The sequence below is a fragment of the Inquilinus sp. 2KB_23 genome, from assembly GCF_052115705.1.
Classification (GTDB): domain Bacteria; phylum Pseudomonadota; class Alphaproteobacteria; order DSM-16000; family Inquilinaceae; genus Inquilinus; species Inquilinus ginsengisoli_A.
The window spans coordinates 103,808-122,817 of record NZ_JBFRHF010000004.1 but is presented as its reverse complement, the minus strand read 5'-3'; the positions used below and the strand labels follow the sequence as shown (position 1 = coordinate 122,817).

Sequence of the window (19,010 nt, the reverse complement as noted above, 5' to 3'; positions counted from 1 at the left end):
AAGATCATGTACGACACCACCACCCTCCCGCGCCCGGCTGCGAACGACAATCCGGTCCTGGTCGACATCGCCGGCGTCCGGCAGGCCTATCACAAGGGCGACAACGACCTGCTGGTGCTCGACGACGTGTCGATGACCATCCGCGAGGGCGAGATCGTCGGGCTGCTCGGCCGCTCCGGCTCGGGCAAGTCCTCGCTGCTGCGCATCATCGCCGGCCTGGTGCCGCCGACCGCCGGCGCCGTGACCTGGTGCGGCCGCCCCATCTCCGGCCCCTCCGAGGGCCTGTCGATGGTGTTCCAGAGCTTCGCGCTGTTCCCCTGGCTGACCGTGCTGGAGAATGTCGAGATCGGGCTGGAGGCCCAGGGCATCGCCACCGCGGAACGGCGGCGGCGGGCGCTGGAGGCGATCGACCTGATCGGCCTGGACGGATTCGAGAGCGCATATCCGAAGGAGCTGTCGGGCGGCATGCGCCAGCGCGTCGGCTTCGCCCGCGCCTTGGTGGTGCATCCCCGGCTGATGCTGATGGACGAGCCGTTCTCGGCGCTCGACGTGCTGACGGCGGAGACGCTGCGCACCGACCTGATCGAGCTGTGGATGGAGGGCCGGCTGCCGATCAAGTCGATCCTGATGGTGACCCACAACATCGAGGAGGCGATCCTGATGTGCGACCGCGTCCTGATCTTCTCCTCCAACCCCGGCCGGGTGGCGGCGGAGATCCGCATCGACCTGCCGCACCCGCGCAACCGCCTGGACCCGGTGTTCCGGCAGATGGTCGACGACATCTACGCCCGGATGACCAACCGCAGCCCCGGCGGCAAGGCCGAGCCGAAGGCGGGCTTCCCCGGCACCGGCATCGGCATGGAGCTGCCGCATGTCTCGACCAACCTGATGTCGGGGCTGATGGAGGCGCTGGCCGCGCCGCCCTATGCCGGCCGGGCCGACCTGCCGGACCTGGCGGCGACGCTGCAGATGGAGGCGGACGAGCTGTTCCCGATCGCCGAGGCGCTGCAGCTGCTGCGCTTCGCCGAGCTGGCGGACGGCGACATCCACCTGACCGAGCACGGCCGGCTGTTCGTCGAGTCCGACGTCGACCAGCGCAAGCGGCTGTTCGCCAGCCATGCGCTGGCGCATGTGCCGATCGCGGCGCTGATCCGGCGGGTGCTGGACGAGCGGCCGAGCCACCGCGCGCCGCGGCTGCGCTTCTCCGAGGAACTCGAGGATTTCATGTCCGAGGACCGGGCGGAGGAGACTCTTCGCGCCGCGATCTCCTGGGGCCGCTACGCCGAGCTGTTCGCCTATGATGGCGAGAGCGGCCAGTTCAGCCTGGAGAATCCGGCTTGACCGGCGGAGGTCCCAGATGGTGTTGGGATGCGCTACCAGTTCGCCATCGAGGCCTGCAGGATCCGTTCCAGGTCGCCGCGGCCGACCGGCCTGGGCGCGCCGACCAGCAGGCGCTGCTGCTTCAGCGCGCCGTCGACCAGCGCCGGGATGTCCGCCTCGGCATAGCCCAGCTCGGCGATGCCGCTGGGGGCGCCGACCTGCCGCATCAGCGCGATCAGCGCCTGCGGCAGGCTGTCCGGCCCTGGATCATTGACCGATCGACCGGTCAATAGTTCAGCCGCCTGGATGTGCTTCTCCGGCGCCGCGTCATAGGTGAAGCGGAACGCCGCCGGCGAGGTCACGATCACCGAATAGCCATGCGGCACGAAGGCGTGGTCGCGGCTGTAGCCGGCGGCATGGAAGACGTGCTTCAGCCCGGCGATCGGATAGGCGCAGGCGTGCGGGATGTGCACTCCGGCGGTGCCGAAGCCGATCCCGGCCATGGTGGCGCCCAGCATCATCGTGCCGCGCGCCTCGAGATCGTCGCCGTCGGCCACGGCGCGGGCCAGGAAGCGGCCGCCGAACTCGATCGCCTTGAGCGACCAGATGTCGGCGACGGGGTTGCTGCCCTGGTAGGGCGGCCGGTCGTCCGGCGAGGCCGGCCGCGGCCGCGCGTCGAAGGGCTTCGAGATGTAGGATTCGACGGCGTGGCAGACCACGTCGAGCCCGGCCGAGGCGGTGACGCCGGCCGGCGTGGTCCGCGCCAGCTCCGGGTCGACCACGGCCAGGGTCGGCCGGATGAAGCGGTGCGAGATGCCGGTCTTCAGCTTGAGGTCGGGGATGTCGAGGATGGCGACCGTCGTCGCCTCCGACCCCGAGCCGGAGGTGGTCGGCACCGCGATCAGCGGGAACAGCGGCCCCGGCGGCTTGCGACCGCCGCCGATCGGCGCGTTGACATAGTCCATGATCGCGCCGCCGTGGCGCTTGATCAGGTTGGCGACCTTGGCGGTGTCGATGGTCGACCCGCCGCCCAGCGCGACGAAGCCGTCGACATCGGCCGTGGCCGCGAAATCAGCGGCGCGCGACAGCGACTCGAGCGTCGGCTCCACCGCGATGTCCTCGAACCGGACGGTGCCGATGCCGGTGCGTTCGATGATGCCGGCGACCCGGTCGACCAGGCCGAATTCGTGCAGCGCCGGGTCGGCGACCAGCAGCACCCGGGCGACGCCCAGGCGCTTCAGGTCCCAGCCCAACTCCTCGACCGCGCCGGCACCGAACTTCAGCGGCGCCGCCTCGATGGTGAAGACGCTTTCTAGGGTCGTCATGGCCGCCATTTCCTCAGACGTCATTCCCGCGAAAGCGGGAATCTCTATCCGGTCAAAGCGTCGCGAGATCCCCGCTTTCGCGGGGATGACGAAGGTGTCTTAAAGCCGCTGCAGCGCCTGGTAGATCAGCTCGAAGAAGCCGGCGGCATCGATGTCGCGCAGCACCCGGCAGTTCTTCGGCCGGTCGGTGCCGCCCCACTTCCCGGCCATGCCCCACCAATCGACCACGGTCATGCCCAGCGTGTGCTCGCCCGACAGCTCGATCGCGACATGGCAGTCACGGCCGCCGAACAGCTCCGGCTTCAGCAGATAGGCGATGACGCAGGGGTCGTGCAGCGGCGCGCCGGTCGTGCCGTAGCGGTCCATGTCGAAGCGCTCGAAGAAGCCCAGCATGCCGACCACGCTCTTGGCCGCCGGCGTGCCCAGCGCCGCCACCCTGTCGAGCCACGGGCGGGTGGTCAGCGCCTTGTGGGTGACGTCGAGCGGCACCATGGTCAGCTTGATGCCGCTGGTCATCACCACATGGGCGGCGTGCGGGTCGACATAGATGTTGAACTCGGCCGCCGGGGTGGTGTTTCCGCCCTCGAAGAAACCGCCGCCCATGAACACGATCTCGCGGATCCGCGGCGCGATCCGCGGTTCGCGCACCAGGGCCGAGGCGATGTTGGTCAGCGGCCCGAGCGGGCACAGCGTGTAAGTGCCCTCCGGCGCCGCCATGATGGTGTCGATGATCCAGTCGACCGCATGACCCGGGACCGGCCTGGTGGTCGGATCCGGGAGGCCCGACCCGTCCAGCCCGGTCTTGCCGTGCACCGCCTCGGCGGTGACCAGCGGCCGCACCAGCGGGCGGATCGAGCCGGCGATCACCGGGATGTCGGTGCGGCCGGCCAGTTCGCACAGCTTCAGCGCGTTGGCGGTGGTGAGATCCAGCGGCACATTGCCGGCGACGGTGGTCAGGCCGGCGATCTCGAGCTCCGGCGAACCCATCGCCAGCAGGATGGCGATGGCGTCGTCCTGGCCCGGATCGGTGTCGATGATGATGCGCCTGGTCTCGGCCATTCCACCCTCCCGTTCAAACTGGTGTCGGAAGGCTGGCTAGCACCGCGGCGCGGTGTCGTACAGGGGGAGCCGGACGGTTATTCGGCGGCGAGCAGCACCGGCACGTCGTCCTGCTCGCGGTTGGCTTCGTTCACCATCTGGCGGATCGCGGTGATGCACTTGCCGCAGCGCGGGGCGCAGCCCAGCCCGGCATAAACCTGACCGGCGCTGCGGGCGCCGGAATCGACGGCGCAGCGGATCTGGGTGTCGTTCAGGGCGTTGCAGATGCAAATGTACATGCGCCGGCGGCTCCGAGGTCTCGCCGCTGGATGTAGATGATATTGCGAATGAGTGTCAATAGGCGCTCTATCCTGCCCGCGCGGCGCGCAGCCGCAGGGCGGTCAGGATCCCGAACACCGGCCCGCCGATGGCCGCCCCGACCAGGATATAGGGGAACAGCCCGAACCAGGCCGCGGGCGCGAACAGGTACAGCGTGTCGTCGAAGTCGAAGCCGAGGATGCCGACATAGGCCTTGGTCTCGACCGCCCCCGCGCTCTCCAGCCGTTGCGACAGGATCGACGCCGCCAGCACGCCGGCGCTGGCCAGCACGCCGAGCAGCGGCGCGATCCAGCCAAGGTCGCCGGTGCGCAGCCCGATGCCGATGCACAGGAACAAGAGCGCATTGACCGTGATGTCGCAGTAGTAGTCGTAGATGTGGCCGAAGGGCGACGACAGGCCCCCCAGCCGCGCCAGCTCGCCATCCGCCCGGTCGAGCAGGCAGGACAGCAGCCAGATCACCCCACCCCAGACCGTCCAGCTGGCATCGCCGACGGCGAAGGCGGCGCAGCTGGCCAGGCCGGTGACCAGCCGGCCGGTGGTCAGGTGGTTCGGCGTCACCCGGGTGCCGATCAGGGGCCGGACCATGATCCGGGTCAGCCGGTGGGTCCAGGAGGTGTGGGGCTGGGTGTAGATCGAGCTCATGCCTGTCCGCCGCGTGCGTCCTCCGGCGTCCGCAGCAGGCGCCGGCCTTCGAGGAGATACCAGATCAGCAGCGCCGGCGCATGCAGCACCAGTTCGCGGATACGCTTGACCAGCGACACCGACAGCCCGATCTCCGGCGGCAGGCCGAACATCACGCCGAGCGCCAGGAAGGCGCCGTCCTGCACGCCGAGCGCGCCGGGGATCAGGAAGGCGGCGGTGCGCACCGCCTGGCCCAGGCTTTCCATCACCAGGGCCTCGGCGAAGCCGATGTCGGCGCCGAGCACATGCAGGGTCAGCCAGACCTCGCCGGCGCCGAGCAGCCAGGACGCCAGGTGCCCGGCCGCGGCCTCGGCCATGGCCCGCCGGTCGCGGTAGATGCTGATCACGGTGTCGTGCAGCCCGGACAGCGACCCGAGCGCCGGCCAGTCGAACTGCTGCGCGATCCGGCCCAGCAGGCGTTCGAACAGCCGAAACATGCCCCAGCGCTGCGCCAGCACGAAGGCGATGCCGGTCAGGATGGCGACGGCCAGGCCGAGCCCGCCGAGGCGCACCATGTCGCCGCCGCCGATCAGCACCAGCACCGACAGGCCGATGGCGAAGAACAGGATCTGGGTCAGGAATTCGAGGGTGAGGTCGACCAGCATCCCCGCCCCGGCCTGCACCGTGCGGGCGCCATGCAGCGCCAGCACGCGGGCGCCCAGCACATCGCCGCCGACCTGGGCCACAGGCAGGACCGCATTGGCGGATTCGCGGACCAGCCGGGCCCACAGGAAGGTGCCGAAGCCGGCCGACCACAGCGGCCGCATCGCCGCGCGCCAGCCCAACGCCGAGCACATCATCGGCAGGATATGGGCGGCCACCACCAGCAGGATGCCACCGCTGGCGCCGAGCAGCAGGTTCAGCAGCGCCGCCGCATCCTGCGACGCGATCAGCACGATGATGCCGAGCAGCCCGGCGAGGCCGACCAGCGCCGTGGCGAATTTGATGGCCTGGCGCTTCATGCGCGGGTCCCCGTGCGCAGGCGGGCGCAATCCTTGGATGGTGACGTCACTCTGCGGCACCGGTCGTGGCGGTCGGGTCAAAGGCTGTGGCGCAATCGCGGCTCGACATGCCTGGGCGGCTCCGTTGGGGCGGGCGGATTAACAGGATAGGCCGGGCTTGTGTCAATCGATCGCGCGGGCAGGTCTGCGGGCGGATGCAGGCCGCCGGCCGACGCGGTTTCCGGATCACAATCGTTCAAACATCATACGATTTGGCGTCGACTGTTCCAAAATGCTGGCCTCCGCCGCGATCGCTCTTTATGGTGCGGCAAAGTTTGCGCAGTGGAGGAAACATGGCTGGCGTTACGCTCCGTGGCATTCGGAAGTCGTTCGGCGACATCGAGATCATCAAAGGCGTCGATCTCGACATCCGCGACCATGAATTCGTCGTCTTCGTCGGCCCGTCCGGCTGCGGCAAGTCGACCCTGCTTCGGCTGATCGCCGGTCTGGAGGACATCTCCTCCGGCGACCTCGCGATCGACGGGCAGAAGGTCAACGACCTGCCCCCGGCCGAGCGCGGCATCGCCATGGTGTTCCAGAGCTACGCGCTCTACCCCCACATGACGGTCTACGAGAACATGGCCTTCGGCCTGAAGCTCGCCAAGACCAACAAGGCCGAGGTCGAGCGCAAGGTCGGCGATGCCGCCAAGGTGCTGCAGCTCGAGCCGCTGCTGAAGCGCAAGCCGAAGGAACTGTCGGGCGGCCAGCGCCAGCGCGTGGCCATCGGCCGCGCCATCGTGCGCAACCCGAAGGTCTTCCTGTTCGACGAGCCGCTGTCGAACCTCGACGCGGCGCTGCGCGTGCAGATGCGGATCGAGATCGCGCGGCTGCACAACGACCTGAACGCGACCATGATCTACGTCACCCATGATCAGGTCGAGGCCATGACGCTGGCCGACAAGATCGTGGTGCTGAGCGCCGGGCGGATCGAGCAGGTCGGCTCGCCGCTCGAGCTGTACCACCACCCGGACAACCTCTTCGTCGCCGGCTTCATCGGCAGCCCGAAGATGAACTTCATCGAGACCACGGTCACCGCGGCCGACGGCGCCACCGCGACGGTCAACCTGCCGGGCGGCGGGTCGGTCACCGTGCCGGTGCAGCAGGGCCGCGCCAAGTCCGGCGACAAGGTCACCCTCGGCATCCGGCCGGAGCACATGTCCGTGGCCCTCGGCGGCGCCACCGGCCCGGCCTTCCCCGGCCAGGTCTTCGTGGTCGAGCGCCTGGGCGGCGAGACCTTCCTCTACCTCAAGACCGACGCCGGCATGATGACGGTGCAGACCGAGGGCGACAGCCGGGTCAAGACCAACGACCAGGTCTCGATCACCTTCGCGGCCGAGACCTGCCACCTGTTCGATGCCCAGGGCCAGGCCCTGCAGCGGGCCGAACGCCACCCGATGGCCGATCTGGGCCGCGAACCGGCGATGGCCCAGGCCTGACGTGACAACCGCCAGGATCCTCAAGATCCTGGCGACGGCCGGGGTCGCGCTGTTCTTCACCCTGGTCGCGATCGGCAACCTGACCGATTACGGCTCCAACTTCGCCTTCGTCCAGCATGTGCTGGCGATGGACACCACCTTCCGATCGCCCGCCCTGATGTGGCGGGCGATCGACGTTTCCTGGGCCGACCACCTCGCCTACGGGCTGATCATCGCCTGGCAGGTGGCGACCGCCCTGGTCTGCTGGATCGGCGCCATCCGCATGGCCGGCCGCTGGGACGCCCCCGCCGCCGTGTTCAGCCGCGCCAAGTCGACCGCCATGGCCGGGGTCGGCATGGGCTTCGGGCTCTACGCCTTCGGCTTCATCGCCATCGGCGGCGAATGGTTCGCGATGTGGCAGTCGCATGAGTGGAACGGCCAGGCCAGCGCCCACATCTTCCTGACCATCGCCGGCATTGTCCTGGTGTTCCTGAACCAGAAGGACGAGGACCTGCCCTACGACCTGCAGGACTGAAAAACTTAATAGAATCAACACTAAGGCGCCGAGAGGCGCCTTTTTCATGTGCCGCGCCGATTTCTGAGTCCGTCACAGAGAAAACCGAGCGTTTCCGCGGGTTACAAATCGTTGCGACGGCGATTCCCGATCGTTCGCGTATGTTCCATGTGACACGGGATGGCACACGGCGCATGGAATCCGTTCTGCTGATGTTCCCGATGGTGTCGGACCGTGAAGGGGATCATGATCGTCGCATTATGATGCAATTCATTGACCGGGCCATGAGTGCCGCCTTTTGGTTCCTGGTGCTCATGATGGCTTGGGGTGCGCTGCTCGGCTGAGCGATCCCGGCTGTTCAGTCGGAGCGTATTGCTCGATCACATTTCACGGGAGGATTTCAATGGCACAGCCAATTGTCAGCCAATATACCGAGGGCCACGGCGAACCTCACTGCCTTGAATTGCACGTCTATCGGTCCCCTAAGGACAAGGGGAAGATGTGCGCAATGATGCAAGGCATCAAACCAGGGCATCCGAATCCCGGCTATGGGGACGTCGCTGTGGCAATCGCGCCCTACCCCATCCAGGTGGTGAGCGACCGAGACAGTGCCATCAGGCTAGGGATGGAGACTGCAGAGCGTCACGGCTACCCCGTCGTCCTGTTGAAGGACGACACGAAGCGGAAATGACCCTCGCTTATGCGCGCTGTTCCGCGACGGATCACGGCTGCACGGACGGCGGATATTGCGTCCAGCCGCGGCGAGGTGGCCTGAACGGTCAGATATGGTGCGAGCATAAAAATGCCAAACCCAACCGAAGACGACCGAAAATATCTGATAGAGTATTCAGTCGCACAATTTAACGCTACGGCAAATTACCTGAACATCGTTATGGCGGTAGGATACGCGGGCTTCTTTGCAATTTGGAGTCTTACAAAGCAGTATATGTGCAAGACGGAAATGTTATTGTCCGGCACGCTCATGGCCGCATCTCTAATCCTATTTGTCCTGTATGAGGTGTTCAAAGTTGCGATGGGCAGCATCACCGCAGTCTCCGCTTACAAGAGCGCCGACAGCAATGATCCAGCTAAGTTGATTAGCTATTTAAAGAATTCGGAGGAAAACAAAAGAAAATGGGGCGTCGCTAACTCTTGGATATGGTTTGTATCGTTCGGAATATCGATTGTTACAGCTTTCGGCGCAATCGGAATTATTTTGTCCGCATTCATTAGATCACTTTTACAATAGAGAATATTATGAACAGAGACACCTTCGCGGTTGCGAATCAAATCGAAGACTTAAATGAAAAGGTGGCATGGCTTCACGCTGCTCTGCGCGAGGAGATAGCTCAAGGAGATTGTGGCGAGAGCGAACGATCTGGTGCCGGCGATCCTGACCGATCACAAGGGAAGATGGATTGACGAAAACAATTCCTTTTCCAATACCGGCCATTTGTGTGGCCTCAATGCATACAAAGAGTTTTTGAGGGGTGATCTGATAATGGAAATGAAAATAAAGAATTTAGAGGTCGCAATCGACGTTGAGAGATCTCGTTTGGAAAGCATAAAGAACGAGATAGTCGATGAACTTGCGGAAATGTCAAAAAATCTCGTCGATAATCGTCTAAACTCTCTAATTGCGAAGCACTCTGATTACATAAGTGTAATGGATGTTGAGAAGTTGAGGGAATTTAAGGTAGAAATCACGCAATTTTCAGATGAAATCCCCAAGAGATGCCGGGCGGCTCTCCTAAAAGAAAATATGTGGCCTCACCAAAAGCTATTTAGCGAGACGGTTAAAAGCGCCGGGAGGCAAGATGTAAGAGGACACATTTTGCCCGAAGGAATTAACGAGCGATATCGGACCCTTTTTGCTGATTTTCCGAAAATAATTAGCAGAAATCTTCCTGGTCAGAATGTTGATTTAGGCGAGTGGTCTTACAAGACTACAAATGCAGCCGGGCAGACGTTGTATGGTGGTTATGCGCACGCGCTTCCATCGACGGAAATTTTGAACGTCTTATTGAAAAAATATGCGGAAAGTTACAATAAACTATTAGCTCATGCTCAAGAGATTGATAAGCTGAAAGATGTGATCTCCACGAAAGCCGCAAAGAGTCGCTGGGACAGCGTCTGATCTCTCGGCGGCGTCACCAATGCGCCGTCCACTCTTATACCATGAGAATGAGTTCCCTTGGGCATACGAGCGGCGAAGGCGCACGTGCGGCCGATCCTGGTTAGACGGCAAGCAGGCACAGCAGGCCGACACTAGGTCGGCCGTACTGTTAGGCTTCACGACCGGCTATCTCTAGTTCGCCGGCCCAGGTCCCAATGGTGGAGTCTGTCCACTGCCGCCAAAACTGCATCCGAGGCGCGGTCGAGAGCGACGCCGAGGTGGATTAGCACCTCGATTGTGATCCTGATCATGTCCGGTGCCATTCCGCGACAGCGATCCGCTCTAGGATCTGCTGCAGCCGCTGAACGAGATCGAACCCCGTATCAACGTTGTACCAATTCTCGACGTCTTCGCTGTCGTCGTCGTTAGCGCGGTGCCGCCTCTCGCCCCTTGATAGAGCGATGCCGTACCGGGCTAGCGTTAGAGTGGATGCGTCGGCGCCCGGCTTGGCTGCCCAGAGATCCCCAAGGGCGTTGGTGGCCCGATCAAACAGCCGATCCTGATCTCGTGGCTCTACTGCGCCTCTGTATTCCGACTCAAGCCGATCATGCCTGGCTGCGATTTCTGCGAAATTCGACATCTTGCGTCTCCCTGTTCGGCGGCCAACCCATGTAGGTAGCCGTTGAATGAAGAAAACGTTAGATCGAGTCTCCAATTGGAGTCCCATGTTGTTTGAGAAACGCGGATATGTTTCCGACGCATGAAGTACAGAATTCGTATTTACTGGAGAGCATTGGGAGTATTTCGAATATATATAGAGGCAAATTTCAGAATAGAATGCGGACGCAGATTAGACTAATTTCGAGACTCCGAGATAAATATTCCAGCGATAATGAACAAAATGCTCAGCACGGCTACGTGTTGATCTAGGAAAAAACGAACTATACTAGCTAGTCCTTTCCAGTCTACCCCACTAGTCATAGCATACATAACACCATCGTGAGCGCTGATGAACGCACCAGGATCCTTGATTATTCGCTGGGACACATCGTGCAAACTGGCGTTGTCAAGTGCTTGCGTTATCATCCAAATAGAAACAAGATCGCCATCTACCCAAAATCCCGAGTAAGCCCAAAGAATTATCTGCAATGATAATATCGCAACTGAGAAGAAGAACAAAGAATTACACAAAAATATCAATATGAACATTATAACGCTCCGGTGATAATTATCGCTCAATCGATAAAATGTGCAGAAATGCAGATAGCCTTCAATCGCTCCCACGATCTTATCACGACCTTGAAGAGAACCGAATGAGATCGCCCGCGGGACGCGTTAGAAGGCGCGCTAAGGGCCTTGCGGGGGAATGGGAGCGCGGAGTGGCCCCGGAATCTATCGGCCGCCCTGCGCCTCGCTACGCAGCTTCTTGAACCCTGGCTGCGGCCCCCGCTTCCTCCTCGGAGGAACGATCACGGGAGCGGCGGCCCTCACCTTGGGTAGCATGACATCGGCCACTAGATGAGGATCCATGTCGGCCAGGTCGCAGACGTCGACTAGCGACGGCGATAGCAGCCATTCCCGTGCATCTGCGGCGGCCTGCGGTCGATCGTATTTCGGAATCCGAAGGTCGACATGTTCGACGCCTAGGGAGTCCGACAGCAGCGCGCCGAGAACGGCACGCCATAGCCGACGCTCGCCATCATGACCGCTGGCGTCGGTCCATGCGATCGCGTCCGTCGTTAGAGCTGTGCCTGACATGTCCACGTCGCTGCCGCCGGATCTTGTTCAACGGCCGCGATGCGACGCCAAACGCCGTCTCCAATATTCACCTGATCGGACACGGCCGGAGCGGCGCTGATCGTCTCGCAGAGGATCACTACCTTGCGGTCGGTGGCGAGGATGGAGCTCGATCCCAGGGCACGCTCGAACACGCTGAAGTCGTCCATCCATCCGCGACATGGCAGGACGATAGTAGGGGTTATCACCTCTCCCGACTCCGGGTCGTACACAGGTGGGCCGGTGACGTGCTTAACGGTCATCGGATAAGCCACGCCGGCGAGAGCAGAGGCGACGGTGCGGGCGATGGGGCCCTGAAGGATGCTGCTCACGGGACCAGCCTCACCGAATTGACGCCGCTAGCGGCTAGGAACGGCGCCAGCATGGATGATGCGATGTCCGGGATCGTTCGGACCGGTGCGGTGGAGTCATATTCCACCTCAACACTGCCGGCCTTCACCCGCTGGATTCCACGGTCGCCGCCGTCCGACATGTCGCCGCGCAGGAAGGCGAGCGCCGTTTCGGCCTGCGCATCCTTCACGTCCTGCGGCACCACCGTGCTCGAGATGGGGCGCCCTTCCCTGTCCGAGGCGCCAATGCGCGGCCACGACATCGCCTGGCTAGCCGACGTGAGGGCTCCCGTGAAGGAAAGCCGGTCGATCTGGCGCGCGGCCATGACCAACGCCTTGCCTTTGTCGTCAGATGTTGCCGCGGTCCATTCGGACGAATTGAGCCGATCCGCGAAGTAGGTGTCCCCCTCCGCCACGGTCACATATGAGTTCACTCCAACAACGACGCCCATGCCCTGCCCTCTCAAAATGGAAAGGGCGGCGCCGGGGGACGCCGCCCTCATTCCCGACCGCGCGCCCTAGAAGAAGGTGCCGTCGACTGTCGCGGTTTTGCTTGGGGCGGCACTCACGACTAACCCGCCTCTGCCTATGCCCCTGCGGGCGCCCTGCAGCCGGGCCGTCCTGGCCTTAGTGGGCCAGGAATGCCGAGTACGTGATGGAGCTCGTACCGGTGCCGGGCGCGTTATCAACCCAGCTTCGGATGTAGCGAAGGTCGCCAGCGGTGAACTGATCGAACAGCTTCGAGCTCAGAGGCAGTTCGTACACACCGGCCGCCGTCACGCCGGGCAGGCTGATCGTCACCGGCGAAGCGAACGAGGTGGACGCCGCAGCCTCGACGCCCAAGGTCGCGACCTGAGCGGACGAAAAGGCCGACGCCGAACCGACGTTGAACACGGCCCGAAAGGTCGGGCCGACCGACAGGACGTTGAGAGCAACGCCCGTGCCGGAGACCTTGGTGGAGGCGGTAACAGTGGTCGCGGACTGAAGTTCAAGCGCCGCATCAAAATTGTAGCTCATAGCGAATTCCTTTCGTGGCGACGGGGGACCGGAGTCCCCCGCCATGTGCCTTACGCGTTGTTGATTCGGGTCAGACGGGCAGCCGCGCGCGGATGCTTCAGAGCCAAGCCCGAATACCACTCGATACGGGTACGCAGCGCCGGCTTGGCCTCGATCTCGCCGAGGTCGCGCACGTCGATCGGAGCCGTCTCGATACCGAGAAGCGTTTCGGCATCGAACCGCGCGGCGTAGATGCTCGTGGTGTCCAGATTGCCGGTGCCGTCGTCCTCGTCGAAACCGAGGATCGCAGTGCCGGACGCGTCATCCTCAACCACACCGATCGGAATGCCGGCATATGCCATGACCTGGCGGCCGAAGACGTCCGAGACGATCTCGGTGGCCTTACCAGCGGAGCGGATCAGGCGATTCACCTTCCGGCGCATCGCCTTGCTCATCAGCAGGGCGGAGGGGGTGCCGACCACCGCATCAATGAGCTCATCCAGACTATCCAGAGTCAGGGTGCCACCGCCGCTGGCGAGGGGGATAACCTGGCCACCGGTCAGGCGAGCGTTCAGCCCGTCGAATTCACGGGGATTCAGGCTGGAGTCGCCGTCAAAGAAGGTCTTCAACCAAGTCAGGCTCAGCGCCTTCGCCTTCATGGCGTCATGCGTCGCGCGGATGTCATTCGACCCGGCGCCCATGGCCACAAGCGCCACGTCAAAGTCACTGTCGCCACCGGCGATGGTCAAAGACTCGACCTGCGGGTTAATCACGCCGGTCGACTCAGTGTAGCCTTCATTGAAGCCACGGAAGGCGATGCCGGGCAGAGTGTCCTCGCGGTTATACCGGTAGGCAGTACCGGCAATATCGATGAAAGGCAGACGCTCAAGAACTGGGTTATTCGAGGCAATAACCTCAACAACACCCTGCGCTAGAGGATTGGTAATAAGCTTGGAAGCTTCCAAAATAGTAAGCATTTCTTAATTCCTACTTAGTGCCATAGCCGCGCGACATGCGCGCATAGGCTGGCAAAGATGAGAGATCGGCAGCGGCGGGCGTTGTGCGCGCGGGTGCCGTATCGGTTTTGGGGACCACGGCGGAGGTGCCGCCGAATACGCCGGTCGCCTTCGCCGCCTGGAACCACTTGATCCGCGCGGCCGGTCCCAAATCAGCCGGGATTAGGCCGTGAAGGTGTGATGGCACATCGGCGAGAACGGCATCGGCAATCGAAGCCATGTCCCCTTCCAAGGTCTTTTTCTGGGCCAGGACTTCATCAAGGCGAGCCTTGGGAATCATGTGCCCAGCGTTCGCAACCGTGTCGCCGGCAGCAGCGGGAGGAACGGCGATATCGGACGCCGGAACCGGGGTATCGGTCATGCTGTGGTCTCGATCGGGGCCGGTGTCGGGGTCGGCACGTTGGAAGGCACGCCGGTCGGGACGGCGGTTTCAGGACGCAGCGCCAGCGTTTCCGCTCGGCGGCGTTTCAATTCTTCAAGCGCCTGAGCGCGCGTTCCGATGTCCGGATTCTCGCGCAACAGCATGTCGACCGGAGACCACGTTCCGAGGTCGATCCTCGTCCGTGCGGCTTCGGTGCTCTTCTGTTCGTCTAGCGTCTGGTGAATCTCGGCGAAATCGACGCGGATGGTCGCGGCTTCGGGGATCGTGCCAGGGGCGTGAGTGTTCACAACCCGCTTGATCACCTCGAACAGCTTCGACTCGTACTGCCGATAGAGCTCGATCTGATCGGCCCGGTACTCCAGGAGATCGACGTTCTCGACTGTCTTGGCAGCACCGGACTCGGCGCGGGGATCGATTTCAAAGACGTTAGCGGCCAGGGAGTTTGCTACCGCGGTTTGCTTGATCACGAATTCGAGCGCAGATAGCACCTGTGAGACCGGAGTATTCGGCGCCGCATAGCCAAACGTTCCGCCGGTCGGCAGTGTGATCGCCCTGTCCGGACCAGTGCGGAGAGCGTCGGAGGCGCTAATGCCGGTCGCGTACGCCTGGCCATGAGAGGCCAGTTCAATGGCCCGCCAGAGATTCACCAATCCGACGTTCACGGCGCGCTGAGCCTCAATGAGATCGTCGCCGCCTTCGATGAAGAAAACGTCGTCAGGGAGCTCGGCCCAGATCGGCACCATCGGGATCAGGCGATACGGATTCACACCATCCGGATTGCCCGCCACCGGGATCGGCTGTCCGCGCCAGTCGAGCCGCTCGTACCGGTCGGCTGACCACACCGAATATTCTGTGTGTTCGGGCTGAGCGTGCTGCCCGGTGGCGTCGAGTCCAATGTGCGTGACGGCGATCTTCTCGGGCTTCCGGGGATCGGCGTACACGGCATCGAGGATGTTCGGCGTGATCGTGTTCAGGGCAACGCCGTCGCCATCCCAGCGCACCTGCACCGCAGTCGTCTTAGTGAGCTCGGTAAGCCGGTTCGCCCGCTTCAATACGCTGTTAACGGCGGCGCCCTGGTAGAGCGCCTCGAATGCACCCTGATCCCAGCCCGTCACCGTGCGGATAGGGTTCCTGGCGTATACAGCCGCCTTCTTCGTGACGATCTTCCGAACGATGTTCAGAAAGAACAGTCGGAACTTATCAGGCTCCGACCACCTCTGAGCAATCAGCGCATACAGGTCTTCAACCTGTTTATCGTTATAGAAATTGAGAGCGAGTTCCGCTTTAGCCTTTCGGTCGGCAGAAGCCCTGATCACTTTCAATATAGGGTCTGAACCCTGCAACCAACCGAACGCCATGCAAAAATCCTCTATATACTATAATTGCATATGCGAGTTTTTTTGCTCATGTCAACAGGTTTGTTCAACGCTTTACTGAATGTGATCCAGTATTAACAACGCGTGATGCAAAGAACTGTTCAATCGGCATACCTGTTACACCAGATCGACTCCTGTATTGCTTGTAAAGATTGGCAACGGACTGGAAGGAACGGCAACCATCGTGACAAGATGGCACCATTTCGCCGCCGTTTAGGACGCAGAGGCGAGCGACGGGGCCGATTGCGTCGCAGTGGATGCCGGTCACCTCATAGGGATTGAGCTCGACGTCGCGGAGGGCGTAGATCGCCCATGCCAGGGAGTACACGTGATCGTCGTGCGCACCCTTCGCCGCCTCGAATTTCGCGATGGTGCCCTTCGTGCCAGTGTCCAGCTTGTATTCGAAACTCCCCATTTCGGAGGCGAGTTTCGTGAAGGTGGGATGGACATGGAGGCGCCCTTCCAACGCGGCCAGGTGCAGCGCCGTGAACACTGCAGATTGTCGTTCGGCCGTCGGGTGCACCACCTCGGACTCGAACGTCTGTCCCGCCGCCCACGACGCCACATCCTGCGCGTTGTAGGACTCGATAGCGGCGCGGCTCATCCCGAAGTCGCGAGCGTATCGGGTGAATGCCTTCTTGATGCCGGCTTCGCTGCTGAAAGCGATTTGATCCGATGCCAGCACGAAGAAATGATGATCGTCATCGATCAGCATCTTCAGCACCGCTGTGCTCACCGTGGCATCGCCGTGGAGGCTGAATCCATATGCCCGATCCAGGCCGGCACCGACGACATGCGCCGCGCCTGCCGTGACAGCCTTCACGTCGAGCGCATAGCTATCCCGGCACCGCTTGATCACGTCCGCCGTGAACAATGCATTCGACGCACTGCCCCATAGGTTCAGGTGCTGGGTCCCAAAGATCGCCGGCAGCATCTGAGCGGCACGAGAACGCAGACGTTCGGCCTTGATCCACCTTGGGCCGCGGGCGATGGCGTCGGCTAGATCACGATAGGAGATATACGAGAAATACAGCGACGGATCGGCGCCACGCTGCGCGATTTGGTAGAGCCCGTGGAGGGGCGAGGACGTCGGCCCGACCGTAGAGTCGACGATCACGAGTCCATCCTCCGTGTCGATCGTGGACGAGGCCAACGTCTGGAAAACCTCGTCCGTCTTCGCCGCATGCAATTCCGAGATCTGAGCGACGGACAGCTTCTTCCCGTACAGCGCCGCCGCCGACGCGGGATAGCCCGTTATCGTGTTCCCGACCGTCGCATAGTCGATCCGCTCGGCACCGATCTTCAGCACGCCGTCGATGATCATCGACTTCGTGAACGGTGTTTGCTCGAGGATTGTCTTCACCGTTCGGAAGGCCGTGTCCGTCGCCTGCTTTTCGCTGTTCGCGACCATGGCGATGGTCTGCGTTTTCCGCGTCAGGAAACGCCAGGTGATGATCAGGCCGGCGACGATTGTCTTGCCATGGCGACGGGGCCAACTCAGGACGATCGTGCTGTATGGGCCGTCGAGTGCGTTCTTGATCTCCTGACGCACCTCATCGTTGGGCACCGCGTAGGGCTCATATCCGCCCTTCTCGCTCGGGATCATCGGCTTTGTGTCGTCAAGCCAAGCGAAGAAGCCGGCCGAGCCGTGGCGCCAACGTTCGATCTGAGCGGCAGTCGTGTTCTTTTTGGGCATGCTGAATAAGATCCATGAAGTGGAGTGGACGCGTGTCGAGGCTGGCCGCGGTCCGAGAGGTCGGAGCGGCCTTGAAGACTTCGATTTCAGATTTGCCGGCGCAGGTCCCGCAACTTTGTTGCGTGGATTCCGGAGGGGTCACCCCCTCCCCCGGCCTCGGATGGCCCGCTAGGCGTCGAGCAGCGCGCGGCTGTGCTGGTCTATGAGGACGTCACCGCGTTTGCCGTCCTTGTTCAGCCTGGCCATCCCGAGCTTCGCCAAGAGGACGGAGACGATGTTCGCGGTCCTGGCATAGAGGGTGGAGTCGATCGGCATCCCAGACATCAGCTTCGCGTCCTCCATTTCCAACTGGACCACCATCGAGACGACGCGCCGGATCAGGATCTCTTGTGCCGGCGACGGGCTCCCTCCCGCCTGCGCCGACAACGCGTCCACGTGGTCCCTATAGCGTCTGGCGAGGCGCGTCCTGCCGTCCACTTGTGACAGGTCGAGCGGCGCGGCGGCATCGGGCTCGTATGTCGCCGGTATCTGGCTACCATTCATTGGCGATTCCGCCGCGATGGGAGATGACCGTGCCGCCCTGCCCCGCCTCTTCTTCACGTCTTCCTTCTTCTCATCGTCCATTCTGTCGACTCCTGTCTCGGCACATGCTCGGCACATGCGTTTTCAAACCATTGATATGATTGATGTTTTTTATTGCCCATCGGGCTTGTAACCAGAAGGACAAACCGTCCTTCTCACAGCGGCCGCGTCGTGCCGCGTTGGGCCACGGACAAATCCGGACGGAAACCGCGTTTACATACAGACTGTATGTTAATGAACATCGTTCAGGCGGATGCTGGGCGGAGGGACTAGTCCGACCGTCCCAACCCATTAACCTTCCGGTTGCTGCGGCCCTGTTGTTGCAATTGCCTGCCCCTATAGGGGGGCAGTGCAACTGCAACAGCTAACGGGGGGCGCCAGTTGCAGAGTTGTTGCAGAAATTAGTTAACAAAATCAGCCTGTTGCATGTTGTTGCAATTCCCGCTATTGCTGCAACAATCTGCGGACGGTTGCAAAAGCGAGTCGCAACACGCTCGCTTAGCAAAACGCCCTTAGTTTGATATTGCGAGAACAAGAAGATGTCTTATTCAAAGGACCTAGAGACACGTATCAGAAATCGCAAGGCTTGGCCCTATTTCAGCAATCCTGATTTTCTCAATACACTCGACCAATTGGCTGAAGAAGCTCACAGCCACCAGACGATAGATGGTTATCTTGCGGGACTTTTAGTCCATCATCAACTTATCGAGGAGATGACACGTCTCCTTGTGGAGTGCTCTCACCTCTTTATTCAGATGTCGATTTACCCGGTGGAAATTCAGTTCAAAGAGCGATCTCGCCCTATGATGGGCTATTGGATTTCTCAACTAGAGGAAACTATAGAATTCGATTATAAATTAAAATTTATCGAATCTGCTAAAAAGTTTAATTCCGTTAGAAATGCAATATTCCACGGCATAACAAAGCACTCATCTCATGACGATATAATCGAAAAGATCAAACCAACATTGTCTCTTTATAATGATGTCTATCACAATTTTCTCGAATCGTATGATTGGTTTTGTTTATCATTTAAGGACTGGAGGAAAGATGCAGACGAAATATTCGCAGAAGAGGAAGAATGAAC

21 protein-coding genes are annotated in these 19,010 nt (G+C 61.7%); 7 read left to right on the top strand and 14 right to left on the bottom strand.

The window, feature by feature from the left end:
• Positions 1-6: 6 nt before the first annotated feature.
• Positions 7-1,341 (top strand): ABC transporter ATP-binding protein, encoded by a 1,335-nt coding sequence (locus AB4112_RS06525; RefSeq protein WP_441717945.1) that lies wholly within the window; start codon positions 7-9, stop codon positions 1,339-1,341.
• A gap of 32 nt (positions 1,342-1,373) precedes the next feature.
• On the opposite strand, the gene AB4112_RS06520 is transcribed toward AB4112_RS06525, so the two are convergent.
• The 5 genes from AB4112_RS06520 to AB4112_RS06500 all read right to left on the bottom strand — a co-directional run bounded on the left by AB4112_RS06520 (position 1,374) and on the right by AB4112_RS06500 (position 5,665).
• Positions 1,374-2,645: a hydroxyacid-oxoacid transhydrogenase gene (locus AB4112_RS06520; protein ID WP_441717942.1), complete on the bottom strand. Its 1,272-nt coding sequence runs from the start codon at positions 2,643-2,645 to the stop codon at positions 1,374-1,376.
• Between the two features lie 99 nt (positions 2,646-2,744).
• Positions 2,745-3,704 (bottom strand): nucleoside hydrolase, encoded by a 960-nt coding sequence (locus AB4112_RS06515; protein WP_441717939.1) that lies wholly within the window; start codon positions 3,702-3,704, stop codon positions 2,745-2,747.
• Between the two features lie 77 nt (positions 3,705-3,781).
• A complete protein-coding gene (locus AB4112_RS06510) occupies positions 3,782-3,982 on the bottom strand; it encodes a (2Fe-2S)-binding protein (protein WP_309792784.1) in 201 nt (66 codons plus the stop codon).
• A 67-nt stretch (positions 3,983-4,049) separates the two neighbouring features.
• Entirely contained in the window at positions 4,050-4,664 is a 615-nt protein-coding gene (locus tag AB4112_RS06505; RefSeq protein WP_441717935.1) for a CDP-alcohol phosphatidyltransferase family protein, read from the bottom strand.
• Positions 4,661-5,665, bottom strand: a complete 1,005-nt coding sequence (locus AB4112_RS06500) for a lysylphosphatidylglycerol synthase domain-containing protein (RefSeq protein WP_441717932.1) — start codon at positions 5,663-5,665, stop codon at positions 4,661-4,663. Before AB4112_RS06500 ends, AB4112_RS06505 begins: the two co-directional genes overlap by 4 nt.
• Positions 5,666-5,997: 332 nt before the next feature.
• Between AB4112_RS06500 and AB4112_RS06495 the strand changes: the two genes are divergently transcribed.
• From AB4112_RS06495 to AB4112_RS06475, 5 genes are all read left to right on the top strand, one after another.
• Positions 5,998-7,140 (top strand): ABC transporter ATP-binding protein, encoded by a 1,143-nt coding sequence (locus AB4112_RS06495; protein WP_309792787.1) that lies wholly within the window; start codon positions 5,998-6,000, stop codon positions 7,138-7,140.
• A 1-nt stretch (position 7,141) separates the two neighbouring features.
• Positions 7,142-7,654: a DUF2165 family protein gene (locus AB4112_RS06490; RefSeq protein WP_441717928.1), complete on the top strand. Its 513-nt coding sequence runs from the start codon at positions 7,142-7,144 to the stop codon at positions 7,652-7,654.
• Positions 7,655-7,827: 173 nt separating this feature from the next.
• Positions 7,828-7,977 (top strand): hypothetical protein, encoded by a 150-nt coding sequence (locus tag AB4112_RS06485; protein WP_441717925.1) that lies wholly within the window; start codon positions 7,828-7,830, stop codon positions 7,975-7,977.
• A 458-nt stretch (positions 7,978-8,435) separates the two neighbouring features.
• Positions 8,436-8,882 carry a hypothetical protein gene (locus AB4112_RS06480; protein WP_441717922.1) on the top strand — a complete coding sequence of 149 codons (447 nt, stop codon included), beginning with the start codon at positions 8,436-8,438 and terminating at the stop codon, positions 8,880-8,882.
• 132 nt (positions 8,883-9,014) lie between these two features.
• A complete protein-coding gene (locus tag AB4112_RS06475) occupies positions 9,015-9,770 on the top strand; it encodes a hypothetical protein (protein WP_441717919.1) in 756 nt (251 codons plus the stop codon).
• A gap of 286 nt (positions 9,771-10,056) precedes the next feature.
• Here the strand turns inward: AB4112_RS06475 and AB4112_RS06470 are convergent, their stop codons facing one another.
• The 9 genes from AB4112_RS06470 to AB4112_RS06430 all read right to left on the bottom strand — a co-directional run bounded on the left by AB4112_RS06470 (position 10,057) and on the right by AB4112_RS06430 (position 17,965).
• A complete protein-coding gene (locus AB4112_RS06470) occupies positions 10,057-10,389 on the bottom strand; it encodes a hypothetical protein (RefSeq protein WP_441717917.1) in 333 nt (110 codons plus the stop codon).
• Positions 10,390-11,488: 1,099 nt separating this feature from the next.
• Positions 11,489-11,857, bottom strand: a complete 369-nt coding sequence (locus tag AB4112_RS06465; protein ID WP_441717915.1) for a hypothetical protein — start codon at positions 11,855-11,857, stop codon at positions 11,489-11,491.
• The gene (locus tag AB4112_RS06460) at positions 11,854-12,327 is read right to left on the bottom strand and encodes a DnaT-like ssDNA-binding protein (protein ID WP_441717912.1); all 474 of its coding nucleotides are present in this window, start codon (positions 12,325-12,327) and stop codon (positions 11,854-11,856) included. Before AB4112_RS06460 ends, AB4112_RS06465 begins: the two co-directional genes overlap by 4 nt.
• Positions 12,328-12,502: 175 nt before the next feature.
• Entirely contained in the window at positions 12,503-12,892 is a 390-nt protein-coding gene (locus tag AB4112_RS06455; protein WP_441717911.1) for a hypothetical protein, read from the bottom strand.
• Between the two features lie 50 nt (positions 12,893-12,942).
• On the bottom strand, positions 12,943-13,848 hold the full coding sequence (locus tag AB4112_RS06450; protein ID WP_441717908.1) for a major capsid protein: 906 nt from the start codon (positions 13,846-13,848) through the stop codon (positions 12,943-12,945).
• Positions 13,849-13,858: 10 nt separating this feature from the next.
• Positions 13,859-14,248, bottom strand: a complete 390-nt coding sequence (locus AB4112_RS06445; RefSeq protein WP_441717906.1) for a hypothetical protein — start codon at positions 14,246-14,248, stop codon at positions 13,859-13,861.
• A complete protein-coding gene (locus tag AB4112_RS06440; protein WP_441717903.1) occupies positions 14,245-15,627 on the bottom strand; it encodes a hypothetical protein in 1,383 nt (460 codons plus the stop codon). The genes AB4112_RS06445 and AB4112_RS06440 overlap by 4 nt, the downstream gene beginning before the upstream one ends.
• A gap of 64 nt (positions 15,628-15,691) precedes the next feature.
• The gene (locus AB4112_RS06435) at positions 15,692-17,341 is read right to left on the bottom strand and encodes a terminase large subunit domain-containing protein (protein WP_441717900.1); all 1,650 of its coding nucleotides are present in this window, start codon (positions 17,339-17,341) and stop codon (positions 15,692-15,694) included.
• A gap of 168 nt (positions 17,342-17,509) precedes the next feature.
• Complete coding sequence (locus tag AB4112_RS06430) at positions 17,510-17,965, bottom strand: hypothetical protein (RefSeq protein WP_441717897.1); 456 nt, start codon at positions 17,963-17,965, stop codon at positions 17,510-17,512.
• Positions 17,966-18,462: 497 nt separating this feature from the next.
• On the opposite strand from AB4112_RS06430, the gene AB4112_RS06425 reads away from it, so the two are divergent.
• The gene (locus AB4112_RS06425; protein WP_441717894.1) at positions 18,463-19,008 is read left to right on the top strand and encodes a hypothetical protein; all 546 of its coding nucleotides are present in this window, start codon (positions 18,463-18,465) and stop codon (positions 19,006-19,008) included.
• Positions 19,009-19,010: the final 2 nt, after the last annotated feature.